The sequence below is a fragment of the Marinobacter sp. R17 genome, assembly GCF_003789045.1.
In the GTDB taxonomy this organism is placed as follows: domain Bacteria; phylum Pseudomonadota; class Gammaproteobacteria; order Pseudomonadales; family Oleiphilaceae; genus Marinobacter_A; species Marinobacter_A mangrovi.
Window position 1 is genome coordinate 14,564 of record NZ_RHGZ01000004.1, and the last position, 17,288, is coordinate 31,851.

Below are 17,288 nucleotides of genomic sequence, written 5' to 3' on the forward strand. Positions count from 1 at the left end.
AATGAAGCACACCCACCAAGGAGCCGCCCATGCCTCATCCCCGCCCGGCCGTCATCGTCATCCTGGAGCGCGACGGCGCTTTCCTGCTGGTGCAACGGAGCAATCCGCCGGACAGCGGCCTCTGGGGCCATGCCGGCGGCAAGCTGGAATGGAGTGAAAGCCTGGAGCAGGCTGCCCTGCGGGAGTTGAAGGAAGAGACCGGCCTGGACGCCAGGCCATTGGGACGCCTGCCACCGCTGGATGTGGTGACGGACGGGCATCACTTCGTGCTCTGCCCGGTGCTATGTGAGGACCAGGGTGGTGAACCGGTGGCCGGCGACGATGCCTGCGCCACCGGCTGGTTTACCCTGGCGGAAATGCGGGCGCAGTCGGAACGGTTCAGTCGGGATGTCGCCCGGGTCTGTGAGCAGGCCCGGGTCTGGCAGGCGGGAAACGTCCCAGACTAGTCCGCGTCGCGTTCCTGCTCCAGCTCTTCCAGGGTCTGGTAGCCGCATTCCTTGGGCGCCTGGAAGCTGTCGGACGAATCCACCAGGACGTTGTCGTCCCCGAGGAAGCGACGCCCCAGCAGGATCGCGTAGTTGAAACGGCTGCGATCGGTCAGGGAAAACTGGGTTTCGTGCTTCTCGCCGGCGATGCAGAAGTCCATCTTCACCACGTAGCGGCGCTGGGACTCGGCGCCCTTGCGCTTGATCAGCACCGTGCGCTCCACCGGGCGCTCGAACTGCAGGACGATGTTGTCATCCTCGGCATCGTCCGGCGACTTGTGATCGTCCAGCGGCACCTCAAAGCTGACCCAGCGTTTGCCGTCCTTCTTGAACGGTTCCACGTTCACCGCGTGCAGCGACGACGTCTTGGCGCCGGTATCGAGCCGGGCCTTGAGCCGCACGCCGGAATCCTGCAGGACCACCCATTCCACAAAGCCGAGGGTTTCAGCGTCTTTCTTGTGATCGTCCGCGAAGGCGGCGGGAACGTTGATGACCAGCAGCGCAGCCAGCCACAGGGGAAATCCGAATCGCATGCAGTACTACTCCTTGTTCAGAAGGAACCATCACCGGCCAGAGCCGGACAGCGATTCGGATGATGCCAGAGCCGCGGGAACTCGGCCACGGTCCTGACGGAAAGGTAATCGCGCGGTAACGGCGGAACGGTCAGTCGACGGCCGCCAGGAGCTGGCGACGATTGCGATGGGCGCTCGGGCTGATGCCGGTCCAGCGCTTGAATGCGCGGGTGAAATTGGCCGCATCGGCGTAACCCAGGGCGTCGGCAATCTGGCTCAGGCTCATGCGGGTGTTGGCGAGCAGATCCCGGGCCCGCTCCAGGCGCACCTGGTCGACCAGCTGTTGGAAGCTGACATCCTCTTCCTGCAGGCGACGTTTCAGGGTTCGCTCGGACACAAACAGGGTGCCGGCCACCCGGCCCAGCTTGGGCGGGAAGGGATGACTGGTCTCGATCACCCGGCGAACCCGGGCGCCAAAGCCGGCGTCTTCAGTCAGCCGGTGCAGGGCCTGCTCGCACTGTTCCCGGGACGCGCGCGCCACTTCGTCGTCACTGAAACGGATGGGCGTGGCCAGGGCACCGCTGGGAATCACGATGGCGTCTTCGTCGCGCTCGTACTCCACTGGCAACGGCAACTGATTCCGGAAACGCTGCACGTAGCCCGGCTCGCGGCCCCGGCGATGCACCCGGGCGCCCCGCACCGGCTGGCCCAGCAACTGGGTGCCCATGGTCACACAACCGAACACCATGGCATCCATGATAAAGCTCTGCAGCGGCCCGAGTTCCAGGCCGGCCACCACGCGCAGGGTCGTGGTGTCGCCTTCGTTGACGCAGAAAATCCGCAGGTGCGGCGCGCGCAGGGTCAGGTAGCGCACCATCAGGTCCATCGCCTCACCCAGTGTGCGGCTGTTCATGGCGGCAATACCCAGGGCACCATGCAACGGCAGGCGAAGCTCCGAGGCCAGCAGGATGCCGAGCCCCGGCTCGCCACTCTCGACGATGGCCCGGGTCACGAATTCACTGGCCTGGGACAGGGACACACGAACGTCGTCATCGGCCAGGCACGCCGGATCCAGCCCCACTTTCGTCAGCAATGCCCGATCGTCCACGCCGCGCTGGCGCAGCAGTTCGGCAATGGTGTGCAGGTAAATCGCCGGTAAGCCCAGATCCTGAACCTGTGATGCGGCAGCAGGCATGTCATCCGTCCTCAGAAGTTGCATTATTGTAATAGTGCAACTGATTATGAATGGATCCGATCACCGACCCCATGACTCCAGTGACGCGTCAACGGGATGAAGGGGCCAATTGTTCCGGGAGGCGAGGCCAGCCAGGGCCTAACGGGGCGTGTGCCGGTCCAGGAAATCCATGAGGATGCGATGGGAGCCCAGCGGCTTTTCAAGCATGGGCAGGTGTCCGACTTTGGGCAGCATGTGAACTTCCGCGTGGGGGACCTGCTCGCGGTAGAAATCCACACAGCCGGGCAGGGTGATGCGATCCCGGTCCCCCCAGATCACCAGCAGCGGTGGCGTATCCGCGCCCAGTTCCTTCGCCGGGGCGTACGGATCGGCCACCATGTCGGCAAACACATGGCGGTTCTGGCCGGAGCGACGCAGCAGATCGACCCCCAGCAAACCCACCATGGCCAGACCTGCCGCCGTGGGCGTGCCGTTGCTGACGCTGTTGAACATGCGGTAGATACCGGGCCAGTCCTCCGGGAGCAAGAGCGAGGAATCGAAGCGCGGCGGCCGTGACAGATCCATGTCCGGCTGGGCCGGAATCCCGGCGCTGTTCATGACGGTCAGGCTGGCGACCCGTTCGCCGGCCCGGGCCGCCATCACCGTGGCAATGGCGCCGCCCATGGAGCTGCCCACCAGGTGCACCTGACCCAGACCGGCCGCACCCAGCCACTGCAACAGACGACCGGCCTGTTCCCGGTAGCCATAGCCGGCACCGACCTTGTAGTCGCTCTCACCGAAACCGGGGATGTCCACAGCCAGCACGTGACTGTCCGACGGGAACAGGGGCAACCAGGCGCTCCAGTTCTCCTTCATTGCCGCCAGACCGTGCAGCAACACGATGGACGGCCGGTCACTCCGCCGCCGGCCCCGCTCCAGCCAGACGATGCGGTGCCCATCCACGGTGGTGCTGTGTCGTTTGGCTCGCTGCAACCAGCGGTGCCCGGTCCGGGCCAGCGGCCAGGGGTTGGGCAGGCGATCTTGCAGCGTGTTGAACAACGGCGTGTTAGCGAGCATGAAGGGTAACCTTTGTTGCGTGGAGTCCTTTGACCCTGAGTCTAACCCGTCCTGCGTGACGTCCTATGGCCTCGCTGTCGCGTCGAACGGGGCGCGCCTGCCAGTCCCGCGTCAGAGTCGCAGGTCGAGATACACCGGATCATGATCGGAGGAACGCCAGGGGCCCGGACCATACAGCCGATCCGCGCGGTCACCGGAATGGTATTCGAGGTTGTAATCCAGCACCGGCGGTTCATCGGCATTGATGTGCCAGACGGCGCCACCCATCACACGCGCCTGCAGCGACGGATCCGGAAGGAGATAATCGAGGGTGCCGCGCACGCCGTGGAAGCGATAGCTGTAGCCGTCGTCGCCGGCCAGGACCGCCGGTCGACGGAAGCCGCCCTCGGCCAACATACGCAGCGGGGTGTCGGTAGCGTGGCTGTTGAGATCCCCCAGCACCAGCGTGCGCTGGGGCGGGAGGTCGTCCAGCCACGCCAGCAGCGTCCGGGCGGAGCGGGCCCGCACCGGCGCGTAGCAACCCTCACCGTCGCCCTGGTCGGCATTGGCGCCCCGGGCATGGCGGCAGGATCGGGATTTGAAATGATTGGCCACCACCCGCAGCGTCTCGCCGCTGTCGCGCACCCGGAAAGTCTGTGCCAGGGGAACCCGGCTGAAGGCATCGAAGGGCGCCTCATCCAGGCTGTCACTCTCACCCACCGGCTCAACGCGATCGGCGCGATACAACAGGCCCACCCGGATGGCATCGTCACCGGCGTCTTGCGGGCGAACCGCGGCCCAGTCGTGCCCCAGCGCGGCCACCAGTTGCGCCACCGCGGCATCCGGCCCGCGCCCGTCGTTTTCCAGCTCCATGACCCCCACGATATCGGCTTGCAGCCCTTCAATGGCGCTGACCAGCTTCTGGCGCTGACGCGTCAGTTCCGCCGGACTGTCCGCCCCCCGCGAGGTCGGGAAGCCGCCGCCCCGGCCGTCGCCGTTGAAAAAGTTGAGCAGGTTGAAACTGGCCACCCGCAGGGTGCCGTTAGCCGGGGGCGCCGGCCAGTCGGGGCGGGTGTTGCCGCCCACCACCGAGGGCCAGCGGTCAGGCTGCAGCCGCCAGCGATCGTAGCGGAAGTCGAGCACGCCCTCCACCGGCGACAGCAGGCTGCCCGACCTGAGCGTGTGGTTTGCGGTCAGCCCAGGCCGGGGCCAGGGCAGATCGGCGGGATTCTGGTCGAGGCTCCGGTCGTCGAGGAGGAGTTGCTGCTGTGGCGACAGCGAATAGGGATAGCGTGGATCGTTCCCGGCCAGCGTGACCAGACCGTAACGCCCCAGGTCGTGGGTGTCGACGACCGTTACCGGATCCGCGAACGCGACGCGCATCCCTTCCAGGGCTTCCGGGTCGGCGGGCAGGGGAAACGACAGGACGACCGGATCCGGCAAACCGCTGCGACCGCACACGCGTAGCTGATCCCCGGCTGCGATTTCCGTTAACCCATGAAATTCCTTCACCCGACCGCGCACCCGCACGTGCTGACCCACGGCACCGCCAGACGCCCGGGTATAGACAAATACGGCGTCCGAGGTGGTGGGATCGCGATCGGCGTCTTGCGGCAGGGCCTGCAGATAGAAGCCGCCCAAGCCCTGGGGGCCGCGGCCGTCGAGGGTGATCACGCCTTCGACCGCAACGCGGCGACCGGCCAGCGGTGACTGGTCGCCGGCACCCTGCACCTGGGACAGCGGAGTCGCGCTGTCTCCGCAGCGTTCCGCCAGGGCCGGGTTGGCCAGCAGAAGGCCGCCCAGGAGCGCGAGGTTGGAGGCGATGCCTTTCATGATGCCCTTCGTGAAACCATAATGCGTTGTGACCGATGTGCGACCGGCAGTGTCCCCAACGTTCACTGCAGATGCAATGGAGAAACGCAATGAGCCATCCCGTGATCCTGATTGTCGTGGCGCTGGCCGCCGTTGGCGCGCTGATGGTGTTTCAGGCGCGGCGCCGCAACCGTTCCATGGGCCAGTTACGTCGGGAAGGTTTCATCCCCGATCAGCGCTGGTCTTCCAGTCTTACGGTGGTCACCGAGCAGGGGACGGATCGTTTTGCCGTGGTCTGGCCAGGCCGCTACCAGATATTCCGGGCGGCCCAGATCGTCAACATCGAGGTCATCGGGCAGGAAATGGAATCGGCCCAGCATCGTCACAAGGTGCAGATCGAACTGGACGACCCCGACCATCAGGCCATCGGGCTGGCCACGCTCAACCGGCGTGACCGTGCGGAGAAATGGGCCCGGGAACTCCGCGACTGGCGGGCCGCCCACGTCGCGGACGGCTAGGCAGCTTACAGCCAGGCGCGCAGGTCGTCGCGATTGGCCAGCTCAAGCTGCTGGACCAGCGGATCGCTGTGCGGGGTATCGCCACTGAGCCCGGCCAGGGTCAGCATGTAGCGGACCAGGGCGGCCCGGCTTTCGATCTTCAGCTGGCCGTCGACCATGGCGTAATCGTTGGCCACAATGGCCTGCTGATCCGCCGACAGGCGCTGGTCCGGCCGCAGGATAATGTTGACCGTGGTGTTCCAGGCCTCGTCGTTGCGGGCCTTATGACGGCTGCGCTCGGGCAGGACCTGGGGCACACCGCGGAAGCGACTGAGCACGAAATCACGGTATTCGCCGTTGGTTTCGCACCAGGCGCGCACGTGCCAGCGCTGGCCGCTGTAGACCAGGGTATGCGGCTCGAGCGTTCGGCGTTCGCCTTCCGGCCGGGTGAGCGAGAAATATTCCGCCTCCAGGCGACGGCCCTGACGCGTCGCCAGGACAATCGGGCGCACCACTTCCGGCTCCGCCAGGCGGCGCGGTACGTGCAGGATCTCGGTGTTGGGCAGACCCAGATCGAGGGATTCGAAGGTCTCGCTCAGGGCGTGATCGCGGCCCAGCACTTCCAGGTATTCGTCCGAGCGCCCCTGCGTCACCGCGGGACGGAACTGATCGGCGGGGACGTAGCCTTTCAGGTGACGGTCGTATTCCAGGTTGCCTGGCGCGACCTCCCGCAAGTAGGTGTTGATGTCCTTTGATGCCTGCTGGCGACCAATCCCGAAAGCATGGCAGATGTGGTTGGTCGTCAGACGACCTTCCCACAATGCGATGATCTCAATCAGGCGGTAACGTAGCAGGAGATCCCATCGAATGGGCCAGTCCGTTTTCTTCATCATGTGGCGCTCTTTCTTGACTGATTGAATTTCGATCAATCCGTAACCAAAGTCGATATGCTAGCAGCTTCCCGACACGCCGCGTGTTACGGCACATTAATGTCAAATAACGTTAAACAGTGGACTAATAGTTTGGCTGTTTCCAGAGAAATCCACCACTTACATTCAGGTAACATCCGCCATTCGGGAAGTGCGTAATCGCTTACAAAGCCGGCCTCTGATTAAATCGCGGACGCCCGGCACGCTCTCCTGATGCCTGCTATGGTGTGTACGTATCTGCTGTCGCCAAAGGCCTCCGGAAAAACTGCCATGAGACGAATGGTCGCCTCCCTCTCTGCCCTGATTCTCAGCACCATGCTGCTGGTCAGCGGCAACGCTTTCCTGATGACGCTGCTGGGTATCCGACTGGGTCTCGAGTCCATTGATCCCGCCACCATCGGGCGCGTGCTGGCGTGCTACTCCATCGGCTTCGTCATCGGCACCCTGACCGTCAACCGGGTCATCGAGCGGGTGGGGCACATTCGCGCCTTCGCGGTGTTTTCGGCGCTGACGGCCGTCATGGCCCTGCTGTACCCGGTCGCCCTGTCGATGACCTTCTGGGCGTTCCTGCGGGTGCTGTCCGGATTCAGCATGGCCGGCGTGCTGCTGGTGGTGGAAAGCTGGTTCAGCAGTCGGGCCACCAACAGCAATCGCGGCACCCTGTTTGCCGTCTACCAGATCGTGTTCTTCGTGTCCGTGGCGGGCGGGCAGCTGATCGTCAACCTGGGCGACCCGGCGTCGTTCCTGCTCTACACGCTTGCCGCCATCCTGCTGACACTGTCGCTGATCCCCCTGTCCCTGACCCGGATGGAAGCGCCCGCCATCGAACAGGTGGCCCGCATTTCCATCTTCACCATGCTGGGCCAGTCCACCACCGGGGTGCTGGGCGCGCTCACCTGCGGCGTGCTGATCGGCACCTTCTACGCCCTGGGACCGGTCTACGCCACGCTGATTGGCCTCGACCTGGCACAAACCTCCGTCTTCATGGCCACGGCCATCATCGCCGCCATGTTGCTGGCCTGGCCCATGGGCCGGGTCTGTGACCGTTTCGACCGGCGGCGGGTGATGCTGACGCTGTCCTTCGTGGCCGCCCTCGCCGCCTGCGCGGCTGCGTTCCTGGGCGTCGACCATCCGGTTCTTCTGATCGTCGCGGTGGGCGCGTTTACCGGGCTGTCGGCGGCGCTCTACCCCATCGCCGTCGCCATCACCAACGACCGCATGGAGCAAACCCACATTGTGGCCGCCAGCGCCACGCTGCTGCTGAGCTACGGCCTGGGTAGCGTGTTGGGGCCGCTGGTGATCTCGGAGCTGATCGGTGTGATCGGCCCCGGCGGCCTGTTCCTGGGCAGCGCCGGCTTCCTGGTGCTGCTCGGCCTGATCACCGGCTGGTACATCTGGACCACCGAGGACATCCCGGTCGAGCAGCAGGAACACTTCGTCAGCACCATGCCCGAGGCCATGCCCGTGCTGACCGAGATGGATCCACGCAACGAGGAGTTCCACACCTCGCCGGAAGCGGCTGAAATCGCCGAAGAGATCGCCACCGAGCCCTCAGCCTGACGTGTCCGTGGGCTCGCCCCGGTCGCACTTCACACAATCCAGGCAGGCGCCCAGCCGGCTGTGCCGTCCCGCGTCGGTGGTCACCCAGGGGCGGTTGATGAACGGTGGCCGGTGCCGCACATGCTGGCCGTGACCGCAGGCCAGTTGCGCCACCCAGTCGCCGGCGTCGTCCTGATAAAAGCCCTTAATCGGTTGTTTCATGACCCGAAACGTTAATCAGTGGGTTCCTAAAGATTGCCCGGGCAAAGCGCTTTCGGTTTTCCCTCATGTTAATTCTGATCCCGCATCTGTTTTCATTACAACTGTTAGCAAACTAGTATTAATTATCCTGTCACGCGTTCTTTTTGTCATCCAGCGTGACCGCATCCTGTCGGGAGTTTTCTGATGAAAGACCAGTTTCCCTTCGCCGTGGCCCGGGTTACCCGCCGCTGGCGCAAACTGCTTGATGAACGCCTCAAAGACCTGGGCGTTACCCAGGCCCGCTGGACCACCATGGTCTATCTGCAGAAAGGCGGCGAAGGCCTGACCCAGCGCGAGCTGGCCAGCCTGATGGCAATTGAGAACCCGACGCTCGTGCGCCTGCTCGACAGCCTGGAAGGCCAGGGCCTGATCGAACGCCGCCCCTGCCAGAAAGACCGCCGTGCCCGCCGTCTGCACCTGACGTCCGCCGGTGAAGCCTTCATGGACGACCTCAACGGCCGCGGCGAAAAGCTCCGTGAGGAAATGCTCGAGGGCGTGGACGACGCCGACCTGGAAGTCGTACTTCGGGTCTTCAACCGCATCATGAAGAACGCCGAGCAGCTGCAGGGCCACTGACCCCTACCGATTCCGCCGACGCCATGGACGGAGGCACCCCCTGAAAGACTTCAGTCTGGACGCACTGCGTGAACGTCACGGTGCCCGCTGGCGCTGGCTGGCGGTCGCCACGGTGATGCTGGGCACCATGGCTACGGTGCTCAGCGCGACCATCGTCAACGTCGCGTTGCCGGACATCATGGCGTACTTCGCGATTGGCCAGGGCCAGGCCCACTGGCTGGTCACCGGTTTCATCGCCGCCATGACCACCACCATGCTGACTACCGGCTGGCTGCTGGACCATTTCGGCCTGCGCCGCACACTGGCCAGTGCCATGGTCCTGTTCAGCGTGATGTCGGTGGCCGGCGGTTTTGCCACGTCGCCGGAATGGCTGATCCTGTCCCGCATCGGCATGGGCGCCATGGCCGGCCTGATGCAGCCGATGGCCATGTACCTGGTGTTCCGGGCGTTTCCCCGGGAGCAGCGCGGCCAGGCCATGGGGATCTACGGGATGGGCGTCATCCTGGCGCCGGCACTGGGCCCCGTCATCGGCGGTTTTATCGTGGATCAACTGAGTTGGCGCTACGTGATGTTTGCGCCGGTCCCGGTGACCCTGCTGGGCGTGATCATGGTCTACCGCTATCTGCCCTGGCCTGTAAGCCGGCCGGCCCCGTACCGTTTCGACTTTGCCGGCTTCCTGTGGCTGGCCCTGTTCATTGCCACCAGCCTCGATGCCCTCAACACCCTACAACATGCCGAAGGCGAAGGTCTCCGTATTGCCCTCAGCGGCACCCTGGCCCTGCTGGCACTGATCCTGTTTGCCCGCCGCGAGCGCCGGGCCGCCAACCCGCTGCTGCACCTGGGGCTCATGCGCCGTCCGGAATTCCGCAGCGCTTGTCTGGGTGCCGTGGCCCTGGGGCTGGCGCTGTTCGGATCGACTTACCTGATTCCGCTGTTCGTGCAGTCGGCGCTGCAGTTCTCGGCCACCGAAGCCGGGCTCCTGATGCTGCCTGCCGGCATCGCCCTGGGCATCACCTTCCCGATCGCCGGCTGGCTGGCCGACCGCAAACCGGCACGGCGCATGATCGTCATCGGGATTCTGGTGTTTGCCCTGTCCACCGCGCTGTTTGCGGTTTCCGACCAGGCGCTGGGCTTTTTCTGGCTGGGCACCTGGGCCGTCATCGGCCGCGTCGGTCTGGGCCTGATCATGCCGTCCCTGTCCACCGGTGCCCTCAACCCGCTGGAGCCCCACGAGCTGGGCTACGGCTCCAGCATCATCAACTTCACCCGCCAACTCGGCGGCGCCTTTGGCGTCAACGTGGTGGCGCTGACGCTGGAGTACGGCGAGCACAGCCACGGCCTGCCCACCATCGACGCCTTCCACAGCGCCTGGTGGCTGGTGACGGCCTTTGTCCTGCTGGCGCTCTGGCCGGTTCGCCGCATCCCCGGCTGATCAAACGCCCTGGGCATTTCCTCCCTAACCTGACAGAGAGTTAATCCACCCGGTGGCGATTCCGGGTTGACTTTTCTGCACCCATTTAACGAGAATGATTCGCATTAGCTTATGCGTATATATAGCAATTACCCCGGCAATTGCTTCCTCCAACGCCAACCCGATGGATAAGGCTTATGATGGATCAACCAAGCCCGCTACACCCGTCCCTGTTTTCCACCACCTCAACCTCGATAGCCAACCCCGAAGATTTCCTGTTCAACGCCCAGCAATCCGAGCGTTACCGCGTCACACTGGAGCAGGGGATCGACCTGATCCAGCGCCGCCTGGCGTTGGCCGACCAGCCGTTCTCCGGGATCCTGCCCGGCGAGCTGGCACCCCGCTTTCAGGGGCTCGATCTGGATCAGCCGCTGGACGGCCTGGGCGAGGTGCTGTCCGAGTTGGATGAGCTGTACCTGCAGGACGCGGTCTACTTTCACCACCCCCGTTATGTGGCCCATCTCAACTGCCCCATCGTCACACCGGCCATCCTGGCGGAGCTGATCCTCAGCAGCGTGAACACCTCAGTGGACACCTGGGACCAGAGCGCCGGCGCCACGCTGATTGAGCAGAGCCTGATCGACTGGACGACCGGTCGCATCGGACTGGGTCCGAAAGCCGATGGCGTATTCACCTCCGGCGGCACCCAGTCCAACCTGATGGCCATGCTGCTGGCGCGGGACAACGCCTGCGAGCGGCTCTGGGGCCACAACGTCCGCGTGCTGGGCATTCCCAGCGAGGCCAGCCGCTTCCGGATTTTCTGCTCCGAGGTCAGCCACTTCAGCCTACAAAAGGCCGCGGCGCTACTGGGATTGGGCTACGACGCCGTGGTGCCGGTCGCCTGCGACGAGCACTTCCGCCTGGATCCCCACGCGCTTCGGGCATCACTGGATGCGGCCGCCGAGGCGGACCAGATCCCGCTGGCCATCGTCGGCACCGCCGGCACCACCGATTTCGGCAGCATCGACCCGTTGCCTGAGATCGCCGCCATCGCCCGCTCGGTGAACGCCTGGTTCCACGTGGATGCGGCCTATGGCTGCGGCCTGCTGCTGTCGCGCCATCACCGCCAGCGGCTGGCGGGCATCGAGCAGGCGGACTCGGTCACGATCGACTACCACAAATCGTTCTTCCAGCCGGTCTCCTGCAGTGCGCTGCTGGCCCGGGACAGCGCCAACCTCGGCTGCGTCACCTGGCACGCGGAATACCTCAACCCGCTGAGCCAGCGCCAGGAAGGTACGCCCAACCTGGTGGACAAGAGCCTGCAGACCACGCGCCGGTTCGACGCACTCAAGCTCTGGCTGACCCTGCGCACCATGGGGCCCGATGCCCTGGGCGACGCCTTTGAACGGGCCATGGCCCTGGCCCGCAAGACCTACCTGTTGCTGCTGTCCGACGAGCAGATCGACGTACTGCATCAGCCGGCCCTGAGCGCGCTGGTGTTCCGCTATCACCCGGCCCGGGCATGTTCCCCCGAGCAGCTGGACGCCGCCAACCGTGCGATCCGCAAAGCCATCATGCGCTCGGGCGAGGCCATGGTGGCAGCAACCCAGGTGCGTGGCCGCCACTACCTGAAATTCACCCTGCTGAATCCGGCGACCCGGATTCATGACATCCAGGCCATCCTGCGCCTGATCAAACAACACGGGGAGGCTTACTTCCGCGAGGCGGACAAGCCCCCGGTCCAAACGGCACGCAAGGAGGCGGTCCATGGCTGAGCGCATTTACGACGTTATCGGGATCGGGATCGGCCCGTTCAATCTGGGCCTGGCCTGCCTGGCGGAACCCATCGACGGTCTGGACAGCCTGTTCCTGGACGAGAACCCCGGCTTCGACTGGCATCCGGGGCTAATGATTGAGGGTGTCCACCTGCAGACGCCGTTCATGTCCGACCTGGTCACCCTGGCCGACCCCACCAGTCCCTACAGCTTCCTCAACTACATCAAGCAGCAGGGGCGCCTTTACAGCTTCTACATCCGGGAGGATTTCTTCCTCCAGCGGCGGGAGTACAACCAGTACTGCCAGTGGGCCAGCAAGCGGCTGCACAATGTCCGGTTCAACACCTTCGTCGAGCAGGTCGAGTTCGACAGCGACCGGGACTGCTACCGACTGCGCACGCTCTGCTCCCGAACCGGCCAGCCCCGGGATTACCTGACCCGCCGCCTGGTTCTGGGCACCGGGCCGCGCCCCCATTGCCCGAGCTGCTGTGACGACCTGGACGGCCCGGTCCTGCACGCCTCGGACTATCTCAATCGCAAGGAAGAGCTGCAGTCCCGGAACGCCATCACCCTTGTCGGCAGCGGCCAGAGCGCGGCGGAAATCTTCTACGACCTGCTGCAGGACATCGACAGCCACCACTACACCCTGAACTGGCTGACCCGCTCGCCCCGCTTCTTCCCGCTGGAATACAGCAAACTGACGCTGGAAATGACGTCCCCGGAGTATGTGGACTACTTCTTCAGCCTGCCGCGGGAAAAACGCGATCATCTGGTGACCCACCAGAAGCACCTGTACAAGGGCATAAACACCGACCTGATCAACGCCATCCACGACCTGCTGTATACCAAACGACTCGCCGGTCACGTGCCGGTGAATCTGCAGACCAACGCGGCACTGCTCGAGGCCCGCTTCAATCGCCAACGCCAGCGGTACGACCTGACCTTCGAGCAGGTGGAGCAGCAGCGGCGCTTCCATCACCAGACCGAAGCGCTGGTGCTGGCCACCGGCTACCAGTACCGGCCGCCGGCGTTCCTTGAGGGCATTGCCGACCGCATCCGCTGGGACGAGCAGGGACGCTTCGACGTGCGGCGCAATTACAGCATCGACCGTGAGGGCAGCCGTATCTTCGTGCAGAACGCCGAACTCCACACCCATGGTTTTGTGACGCCGGACCTGGGCATGGCCTGCTACCGCAACAGCTGCATCCTGCGCGAACTGACCGGCGGCGAGCCGTACCCGATCGAGGAACGCATTGCCTTCCAGCAGTTCGGGGTGTCCGACACAGAGGCGCTGACCCGCCCCCGGGACGCGCTGGCCTGATATGTCGGTGTCCATGAAAGCCTGGCTCATCGGCCTGACCGCCATCGCGGTGGTCAGCGACTCGATGCTGATTCCCTTCTATCCGCACTTTTTCGAGAGTGCGTTCGGCGTGACCGACGCCGGTCTGGTCGGCCTGTACATCGCCGCCTGCTGCCTGACGGTCATGCTGGCCTTCCCGGTGTGGGCGCGGGTGGCGCGACACCTGTCGTTGCTGCCCCTGCTGATCGGTACGCAACTGCTGGCCGGCGTGCTCAGCGTGCTGTGCTACTGGACCACCAGCCTGACCCAGTTCTGGGCCATCTCGCTGGCCATGCTGGTGTTCAAGGCCAGCTACCTGCTGATCTATCCCCAGATCATGCGGCTGGAGCAGGCCGACGCCCACGGCCGGACCATCGGCTTGCTGTCGGTGATCGTCCATTTCGGTGGCATCGGCGGCGCGCTGTTGGGTGGCGCGGTGCTGCAGTGGTTCGAACCGCGGCAGGTGTTCCTGTTAATGGCCGTGGGTGACTTCCTACAGACGGGTATCTGTTTCCTGCTGCGACGCCAAACGCCAGTCCCTTCAGCCGCCGATGACACTGAGGACACATCGACGCCCGCCTGCGGCGCCTCCAATACCCCCGTGGTACTGCGCCTGTGTCTGGTGATGGCGGTGTTCTACTTCAGCGCCTTCCTGGTGCGGCCGTTCTTCGTGCGCTACTGGGAAGCCCTGTCCGGCTGGAACGATGCGTTCTACGCCGGTGTGATTTTCGCGATTCCCGGCGCCGTGGCCCTGTTCGCGCTGTGGCGCAGCTATCGTCAACCGGTTGCGGCCGAAGCCCACTGGCAGATCCTGCCCGCCATGGTCTATGTGACGGTCGGCCTGCTGTTGCAGGCGGTGCCGTCGATGCCCGTGGTCCTGGTCGGTCGCCTGCTGTTCGGCTGGGGACTGTTCCGCGCCACCGTGCGGCTCGATCAACTGCTCTTCGCCCTGAGCCAACCCAAAGACTACGCCACCGACTTCAGCAAGGTCAGCTTCAGCCAGAACCTGGGCGTACTGGTCGCCTCCTGGGCCGCCGGCGCCGTGGTCGCGTCGACCGGCCTCGATGTTCCGTTCTACCTGGCGGCCGCCGGTCTGGTGCTCAGCGCCGGCCTGTTCTACGGCCTGCTCTATCGCCCGCAACGCCAGACGGGCGTTGCGTCCCCCTCACGTTCCCGCCTATCAAGGAGCGACGCATGAACGCATTACCGGCACAGCAGCCTTTCACCTACCTGGACCCGACTCTCGGCGCCTTCGAGATCCGGCCCCTGCAAGTACCCGACGATATCCCACTGGTCAGGAGCTGGCTGCGCCAGGAGCGTGCCCACTACTGGGGCATGCAGTCCATGGACGAAAATGACCTGGCCGCCTTCTACCGGGACCTGCCCGAATCCGGCAAGGGCGATGCCTTTATTGGCTACCACCAGGGCTACCCGGCCTTCCTGATGGAGTGCTACGACCCGGCCCGGGATCCCGTCGGTGAGCATTACACCGTCCAGCCCGGCGATCTGGGCATGCACATCCTGATCGCACCAACGGACACGCCACTCAAAGGTTTCAGCCGCGCGGTCTTCCGCGGCATCATGACGTTCATGTTCCGCCAACTGGGTGCGCAGCGGATCGTGGTGGAACCGGACACCCGCAACGAGGCCATCCACACACTCAACAAGGCGGTCGGTTTTGTCTATGAACGCCAAATAGAACTACCGGACAAGACCGCCGAGCTGGCGTTCTGCACCGCCGCCCAGTTCGAGGCGACCCAGCCGCAGAGAGCCTCCCGGCAAACGCCGCAGCGCCGCCCGGACCCGCGCACGGTCAGCGATCATCTGCAACCGGCGATCTGGGAGAAGGTCAACCGGCTGCTGGTGCGCAAAGCCATCAGCGAACTGTCCCACGAGCGGGTGCTGGCGCCGGATCCGATCGAAGGCGAAGACGGACGCTATCGGCTGTTTGCCGACGACGGCACCACCGAATACCGCTTCAACGGGCGCTGCATCACCCTGGATCACTGGCTGGTGGATCCGGACAGCCTGGAGAAGTGGGCCGATGGCGGCCAGGGCGAGATCGATGCCAGTCGCTTTATCCTCGAGTTCCGCGAGCAACTGGGTATCTCCGAAGCCATGTTGCCCACGTACCTGGAGGAAATTTCCAGCACGCTATACGGCAGCGCCTTCAAGCACCATCGATCCAGCCCCACCGCCGAGGCGCTGACCCGGGCCGACTTCCAGACCGTGGAAGCCAGCATGTCTGAAGGCCATCCCTGCTTTATCGCCAACAACGGTCGGATCGGCTTCGACGCGCTGGACTATCCGGCGTACGCCCCGGAATCCGGCCAGCCGGTGCAGCTCCTGTGGCTCGCCGCCCATCGTGACGATACGGTCTATGCCGGCACCGACGGACTGGACCACCGCAACCTGCTCCGGGATGAGTTGGGCGAAGGCCAGTTGCGCCGCTTCGACGACCAATTGCGCAACGACGGCCACGACCCGGCCGACTTCCACCTGATCCCCGTTCATCCGTGGCAGTGGTACAACAAACTCGCCCACCTGTTCGCCAAGGCGCTCGCCCAGGGACGACTGGTCTGCCTGGGCTACGGTGAAGACCAGTACCGCGCCCAGCAATCGATCCGCACCTTCTTCAACCAGGACCAGCCGGAAAAGCGCTACGTCAAAACAGCCCTGTCGATCCTCAACATGGGCTTCATGCGCGGCCTGTCGCCGTATTACATGAGCACCACGCCGGCCATCAACGATTTTATCCACAACCTGATCAGCCAGGATCCCTACCTGTCGGACACCGGCTTCAGCATCCTGCGGGAAGTGGCCGGGGTGGGTTACATGCACCCGGATTTCGAAACCACCCTCGACAAGCACAGCCCCTACCGCAAGATGCTCTCGGCGCTGTGGCGCGAAAGCCCGATCCCGACGCTCAAACCCGGTCAGCGACTGATGACCATGGCCTCCCTGCTGCACGTGGATAACGACGGCCGCGCCGTGCTGCCGGCGCTGATGCGGGCCTCGGGCCTGGCGCCGGAGGACTGGCTGAGACGTTACCTCAAAGCCTACCTGAGCCCGCTGCTGCACTGCTTCTATGCCCACGACCTGGTGTTCATGCCCCACGGCGAAAACCTGATCCTGGTGCTGGACGACCAGGTGCCGGTGCGCATGATCATGAAGGACATTGCCGAGGAAGTGGCGATCATGAACGAGGAGGTGGTGCTCTCGGAGAAGGTGCAGCGTCTGGCGGTGTCCGTGCCGGAAGAGCTGAAGATCCTGTCGATCTTTACCGACGTGTTCGACTGCATCTTCCGCTTTATCGGCGGCCTTCTCGAAGAGCAGGGGGATATCGGCGAGGACCGGTTCTGGGCCCTGGTGGCCGAGTGCGTGCACGACTACCAGGCTGCACATCCGCACATGGCCGACAAGTTTGCTGCCCACGACCTGTTTGCACCGGAGTTCACGCTGTCATGCCTGAACCGTCTGCAACTGGCCAACAACCAGCAGATGATCAACCTGACGGATCCGGCGGCCAACCTGCAGTTTGCCGGCACCCTGAAGAATCCGATTGCGGTTTATGCGAAGCGGCCGGAGGCGGTGGCGACGGCCGGGGACTGAGCGACACAAGCAAGCTGACGGGCCGTCCCAGGGACGGCTCGGAAGCTAAAGCGTCCGCTACATTACCCAGCCAACTCGAGCCTGTAGCAGATGCTTCAGCTTCTGAGGCGCCGGCAGGCGCACGTCGCCTCAACCATCCCCAAGGGCCTTTTGTTCCAAGAGAGTTTGCATGAGGTCTGATCGAAACCCATGAATGCCATCGCTGGAGCCGAGGACAGGATGTCCTCATCGCATAAGCGGCCATGGACGGCCCTCTTAGGCGACGGAAGCGATGGCATCCATGGGTTTCAGCCCCCAAGACAGCCCCGGG

General features: G+C 64.5%; 15 protein-coding genes. 9 read left to right on the forward strand and 6 right to left on the reverse strand.

Annotated elements, in window-relative coordinates:
• Positions 1-29: 29 nt before the first annotated feature.
• Complete coding sequence (locus EB809_RS04255; protein WP_123633578.1) at positions 30-446, forward strand: NUDIX hydrolase; 417 nt, start codon at positions 30-32, stop codon at positions 444-446.
• On the opposite strand, the gene EB809_RS04260 is transcribed toward EB809_RS04255, so the two are convergent.
• The 4 genes from EB809_RS04260 to EB809_RS04275 all read right to left on the reverse strand — a co-directional run bounded on the left by EB809_RS04260 (position 443) and on the right by EB809_RS04275 (position 5,060).
• Complete coding sequence (locus tag EB809_RS04260; protein WP_123633579.1) at positions 443-1,018, reverse strand: ATP-dependent zinc protease; 576 nt, start codon at positions 1,016-1,018, stop codon at positions 443-445. The two genes, EB809_RS04255 and EB809_RS04260, sit on opposite strands and share 4 nt — an antisense overlap.
• A 130-nt stretch (positions 1,019-1,148) precedes the next feature.
• A complete protein-coding gene (locus EB809_RS04265; protein ID WP_123633580.1) occupies positions 1,149-2,192 on the reverse strand; it encodes an AraC family transcriptional regulator in 1,044 nt (347 codons plus the stop codon).
• A 138-nt stretch (positions 2,193-2,330) separates the two neighbouring features.
• The gene (locus EB809_RS04270) at positions 2,331-3,248 is read right to left on the reverse strand and encodes an alpha/beta fold hydrolase (protein WP_190294818.1); all 918 of its coding nucleotides are present in this window, start codon (positions 3,246-3,248) and stop codon (positions 2,331-2,333) included.
• Positions 3,249-3,359: 111 nt separating this feature from the next.
• Positions 3,360-5,060, reverse strand: a complete 1,701-nt coding sequence (locus EB809_RS04275; protein ID WP_123633581.1) for an ExeM/NucH family extracellular endonuclease — start codon at positions 5,058-5,060, stop codon at positions 3,360-3,362.
• An 89-nt stretch (positions 5,061-5,149) separates the two neighbouring features.
• On the opposite strand from EB809_RS04275, the gene EB809_RS04280 reads away from it, so the two are divergent.
• Positions 5,150-5,557, forward strand: coding sequence for a hypothetical protein (locus EB809_RS04280; RefSeq protein ID WP_123633582.1), 408 nt, complete (start codon positions 5,150-5,152; stop codon positions 5,555-5,557).
• A 5-nt stretch (positions 5,558-5,562) separates the two neighbouring features.
• Here EB809_RS04280 and EB809_RS04285 read toward each other — a convergent pair whose 3' ends face one another.
• Positions 5,563-6,426, reverse strand: a complete 864-nt coding sequence (locus EB809_RS04285; protein WP_123633734.1) for a helix-turn-helix transcriptional regulator — start codon at positions 6,424-6,426, stop codon at positions 5,563-5,565.
• A 309-nt stretch (positions 6,427-6,735) separates the two neighbouring features.
• Between EB809_RS04285 and EB809_RS04290 the strand changes: the two genes are divergently transcribed.
• Positions 6,736-8,025 (forward strand): MFS transporter, encoded by a 1,290-nt coding sequence (locus EB809_RS04290; protein ID WP_123633583.1) that lies wholly within the window; start codon positions 6,736-6,738, stop codon positions 8,023-8,025.
• Here the strand turns inward: EB809_RS04290 and EB809_RS04295 are convergent.
• The gene (locus tag EB809_RS04295) at positions 8,017-8,226 is read right to left on the reverse strand and encodes a DUF3565 domain-containing protein (protein ID WP_123633584.1); all 210 of its coding nucleotides are present in this window, start codon (positions 8,224-8,226) and stop codon (positions 8,017-8,019) included. The two genes, EB809_RS04290 and EB809_RS04295, sit on opposite strands and share 9 nt — an antisense overlap.
• Before the next feature lie 183 nt (positions 8,227-8,409).
• Here EB809_RS04295 and slyA point away from each other — a divergent pair, with 183 nt between their 5' ends.
• The 6 genes from slyA to EB809_RS04325 all read left to right on the forward strand — a co-directional run bounded on the left by slyA (position 8,410) and on the right by EB809_RS04325 (position 16,978).
• Complete coding sequence (gene slyA, locus EB809_RS04300) at positions 8,410-8,841, forward strand: transcriptional regulator SlyA (protein WP_123633585.1); 432 nt, start codon at positions 8,410-8,412, stop codon at positions 8,839-8,841.
• A 115-nt stretch (positions 8,842-8,956) separates the two neighbouring features.
• Positions 8,957-10,273 (forward strand): MDR family MFS transporter, encoded by a 1,317-nt coding sequence (locus EB809_RS04305; RefSeq protein WP_411711059.1) that lies wholly within the window; start codon positions 8,957-8,959, stop codon positions 10,271-10,273.
• Between the two features lie 176 nt (positions 10,274-10,449).
• Positions 10,450-12,027, forward strand: coding sequence for a pyridoxal phosphate-dependent decarboxylase family protein (locus EB809_RS04310; RefSeq protein WP_223807808.1), 1,578 nt, complete (start codon positions 10,450-10,452; stop codon positions 12,025-12,027).
• Positions 12,020-13,348 carry a lysine N(6)-hydroxylase/L-ornithine N(5)-oxygenase family protein gene (locus EB809_RS04315; protein WP_123633587.1) on the forward strand — a complete coding sequence of 443 codons (1,329 nt, stop codon included), beginning with the start codon at positions 12,020-12,022 and terminating at the stop codon, positions 13,346-13,348. Before EB809_RS04310 ends, EB809_RS04315 begins: the two co-directional genes overlap by 8 nt.
• A 13-nt stretch (positions 13,349-13,361) precedes the next feature.
• Complete coding sequence (locus EB809_RS04320; RefSeq protein WP_223807809.1) at positions 13,362-14,564, forward strand: MFS transporter; 1,203 nt, start codon at positions 13,362-13,364, stop codon at positions 14,562-14,564.
• Positions 14,561-16,978: a GNAT family N-acetyltransferase gene (locus EB809_RS04325; protein WP_123633589.1), complete on the forward strand. Its 2,418-nt coding sequence runs from the start codon at positions 14,561-14,563 to the stop codon at positions 16,976-16,978. The genes EB809_RS04320 and EB809_RS04325 overlap by 4 nt, the downstream gene beginning before the upstream one ends.
• Positions 16,979-17,288: the final 310 nt, after the last annotated feature.